The 3,539-nt window shown below is 45.2% G+C and carries 2 protein-coding genes and 1 CRISPR repeat array; of the genes, one reads left to right on the top strand and one right to left on the bottom strand.

Annotation, left to right across the window (positions count from 1 at the left end; translation table 11 throughout):
- The first annotated feature begins 52 nt into the window (after positions 1 to 52).
- Positions 53 to 807: direct repeats of the CRISPR family, unit length 30 nt; unit sequence CTCTTAATCGCACCACACAGGAATTGAAAT.
- Positions 808 to 1,014: 207 nt separating this feature from the next.
- The gene (locus tag ACTHJT_RS10775; protein WP_440238029.1) at positions 1,015 to 2,199 is read right to left on the bottom strand and encodes a cation:proton antiporter domain-containing protein; all 1,185 of its coding nucleotides are present in this window, start codon (positions 2,197 to 2,199) and stop codon (positions 1,015 to 1,017) included.
- Between the two features lie 418 nt (positions 2,200 to 2,617).
- Here ACTHJT_RS10775 and ACTHJT_RS10780 point away from each other — a divergent pair.
- On the top strand, positions 2,618 to 3,539 hold a 922-nt coding region (locus ACTHJT_RS10780; RefSeq protein WP_440238030.1), incomplete at its 3' end, for a carbohydrate binding domain-containing protein.

Genomic DNA, 3,539 nt, shown 5'->3' on the forward strand with positions numbered 1-3,539 from the left:
ACACAGGAATTGAAATTTTGGAGCGGGCATTTCACTGCCATCCGAGTTTACTCTCTTAATCGCACCACACAGGAATTGAAATCAATGTTCTTGTGCTATTGTTGGAGTTTTTGAGGTTACTCTTAATCGCACCACACAGGAATTGAAATATGTTACAATATTACCAACCAGAACACTTCACCAGCTCTTAATCGCACCACACAGGAATTGAAATTGTTTATTTGTCAGATAAAAACGGCGGAATAAACCACTCTTAATCGCACCACACAGGAATTGAAATTGAATATCTTTATATTCAATAGGTTCACTAGACAATCTCTTAATCGCACCACACAGGAATTGAAATCAATGATGAAACGCGCGCTACGTGGGCGCCAATGTACTCTTAATCGCACCACACAGGAATTGAAATTCAACCGCCGGTTGTTGCGCCGGCCAGACGATGTAACTCTTAATCGCACCACACAGGAATTGAAATTCGGTTGAATATGTTGAGCTGAAGTGACCTGTACCACTCTTAATCGCACCACGCAGGAATTGAAATATTCAGAAGAAGGATAGCAAAGGCGCGAACCGACACTCTTAATCGCACCACACAGGAATTGAAATACAGAAGTCATAGAATGCTGCCAGTGAAGAAATCAACTCTTAATCGCACCACACAGGAATTGAAATTCAACAGCAAACTGTACTATACCTTTTGCAATGCCTTCTCTTAATCGCACCACACAGGAATTGAAATAACACACGCACCAGACGCACAAACAGCCATGCAAACTCTTAATCGCACCACACAGGAATTGAAATGGCTTAGAACATAACTACAACGGAATAGTTCAGAGCTCCGATGAAGTAGTTCGGAAGTGCAAAATTAAGACTTTGCCTGATGGGATTACAAATCTCCGGAAGTACGATCATTTTTTTGATAAGGATGAAGAGCCGGTTGTAAGCGGAGTGCACAAGCGAATGCTTGCGCCAGCAAAAGTCATCAAATGATTGTGTGGAAGCGGCTGCTTACGGTTGTTCCCGGAACAGGAACTTACGGATAATACTGATCCAGCCGGATGTCATCAGCATGCTTAAAGAGATAACCGACAGGGTTAACTGGAAAGAGAAATCATCTACGATATTCAACGTCTTGGCTACCGTGCACAACATCAGACTAAACTCCCCGATCTGGGATAACAGCGCGCCGGCATACACACTGTTTCTCCATGTCTCTTTCAATAAACGGAACACGAATGTATTGATCACGCTGTTGATAAATAAGATGGCCAGTACAAGCAGCAGGATAATGAGCGCATGGCTGGCAATGAAACCCAGATCGATCTGCAGGCCAATGGAAAAGAAAAACAGGGAAAGGAAAAATATTTTAAACGGCGACAGGCTTTTTTCGAGCCACTGCGTTGAACCCGTCTGCGAAAGGATCATGCCCGCAAACATGGCACCGAGCGCAGCCGACAGGTTCAGCAGGCTGGTGATCCACGCGAAGCCAAAGCAGGTTAACAGGCCTATAAACAATTGCAATTCATGGTCTGCTGACAGGTTATTGATCCATGGCAGGTGAATCTTTTTCCTGAGTACAATTTTCCGCATCACAACAATAAAGAGCAGCATGACTCCGCTGCCGATGATCAGCGCCTTTACATCAGCCTGCTTTTGCGTGATGAAGTTGAGTATCATGATCATGGGCGCGATCAGAAAATCCTGGATGATCAGAATGCCCGTTGTGAGCGTGCCGAGACGTGTATGGATTTCTTTATTTGTATTCAGGTATTCAATCAGGATGGCTGAACTGCTCATGCTGATGATGAAACCAAACAGCACAATTCTGCCGGAATTCCAATCAAAGTACATACCCACCAGCCAGACAAAGAACAAGCTTAAGATGAGCTGAACGGCTGTGCCTGCCGTAAGTATTCTGCTGTTTTTAATGAGTGCCGGCACTTCAATCTCAATACCCGCAAAAAACAATTGCATGATCAGTCCCAGAGAGCCTACCTGCGCAATGGTCTCTACATCGCTGAAAAGCATGATGCCGCTAGGCCCCAGCAATACGCCCGCGATAATATAGGCAATGAAATACGGCTGACGGAAATGCCTTAAGAGCCAGCCAATAAAAAGGATACTCAGCAGCATACCGACAATGCTCCTGAGAATATCGTCTCCTGTTGTAATGTATGCCAGTATGGATGCCACGTTATAAAATCTCAGTATAAAATATACTTAAATCAAAATACTGTTCCGGGCTTTTATATGCCTGCGGCAGTTGCCTTACAGATCGACTTTTTTCAAACTCTGTGCCGTCTGAAAAAAGCCGGAATTTTTATGGACCGGATTTACAAAATGTCATTTCACGACTGACAAAAAATGACTTTTTTTCAGGATTGTAAAGCTGCCTTAGCAATGTAACTCTTATAGCTCTTGTCGGAGTTTGTAGCTCATCGGAAATTTGCAAATTCCGATGAGCTACTTAAATGGCACAAGCGAATGCTTGCGCCAGCGCAAGAACCGAATGGAGCCCTTCAGCGTTACAACATCTATTTAATATTCAATACTTCGTATAAAGTATCATCCCTATTTTTTATATTGAATTACTGAACTAAACTCAAACCATATGTTAAAGAAAATTTTTACGATATGCACGGTGTATCTCGCCATGCATGCAAGCTATGCGCAAAACCTGATCACCAATGGCTCCTTTGAACAGACGACGAACTGGACAAACCTTGCCGGCGATGGTGGAAGCGCGACGTATACTTTTATTTCCACAGATGCTGTGGACGGAACCACATCGCTGAAAACAGATGTGACAACGCTGGGCAGCAACGCCTGGAGTATACAGAGTATCCACAGCGGCTGGACCGCTACTCCGGGTACGCCTTACACCCTGAGCTTTTATGCCAAGGCTGCCGGTACGCCAACGTCCCTCAAGTCTGTGATGCAAAGCACCAATTCCAATTATTATGCGGAGAAGACGTATGCGCTCACAACCGACTGGGTGAAATACGAATGGACCTTTACGCCTACCGAAGCTGCAGAACAGCTGAAGTTCAATTACCTCACTGCCGGCGGCGTCTATTACATAGACAATGTGCAGGTGGTGGATCCGGCTGCCGGCGGGCCACTTACACTGACAATTGATAAAAGTACTTCCTACCAGCAGATGACAGGTTTCGGTGGCGCGCTCTCGTGGTACTGCGACCGCATTATCAGCAGTCCGAAGAAAACAGAGATTGCTGATTTGCTGTTCTCAGATCTTGGCACCGACATCATACGTCTGAAAAACTGGTACTACCCTGCCGGCTATCCGGCGGTTAAAAGTCCGGCTACGATGGAGACTGACTGGTTCAATCCGCACTTCGACGCGACCAATCAATTGTACACAATGGCGAAGCAGGAGAACGAAAACATTGATGTATTACTCAGTTCATGGGGACCGCCGTCTGCACTGAAAAGCAATGATAACCTGAACGAAGGTACGCTGAAGAGCTCCAACGGACAGTTCATGTATTCCGAATTCGGACAATACTGGACCG

It is taken from the genome of Cytophaga sp. (genome assembly GCF_051961495.1).
In the GTDB taxonomy this organism is placed as follows: Bacteria; Bacteroidota; Bacteroidia; order Cytophagales; family Cytophagaceae; genus Cytophaga.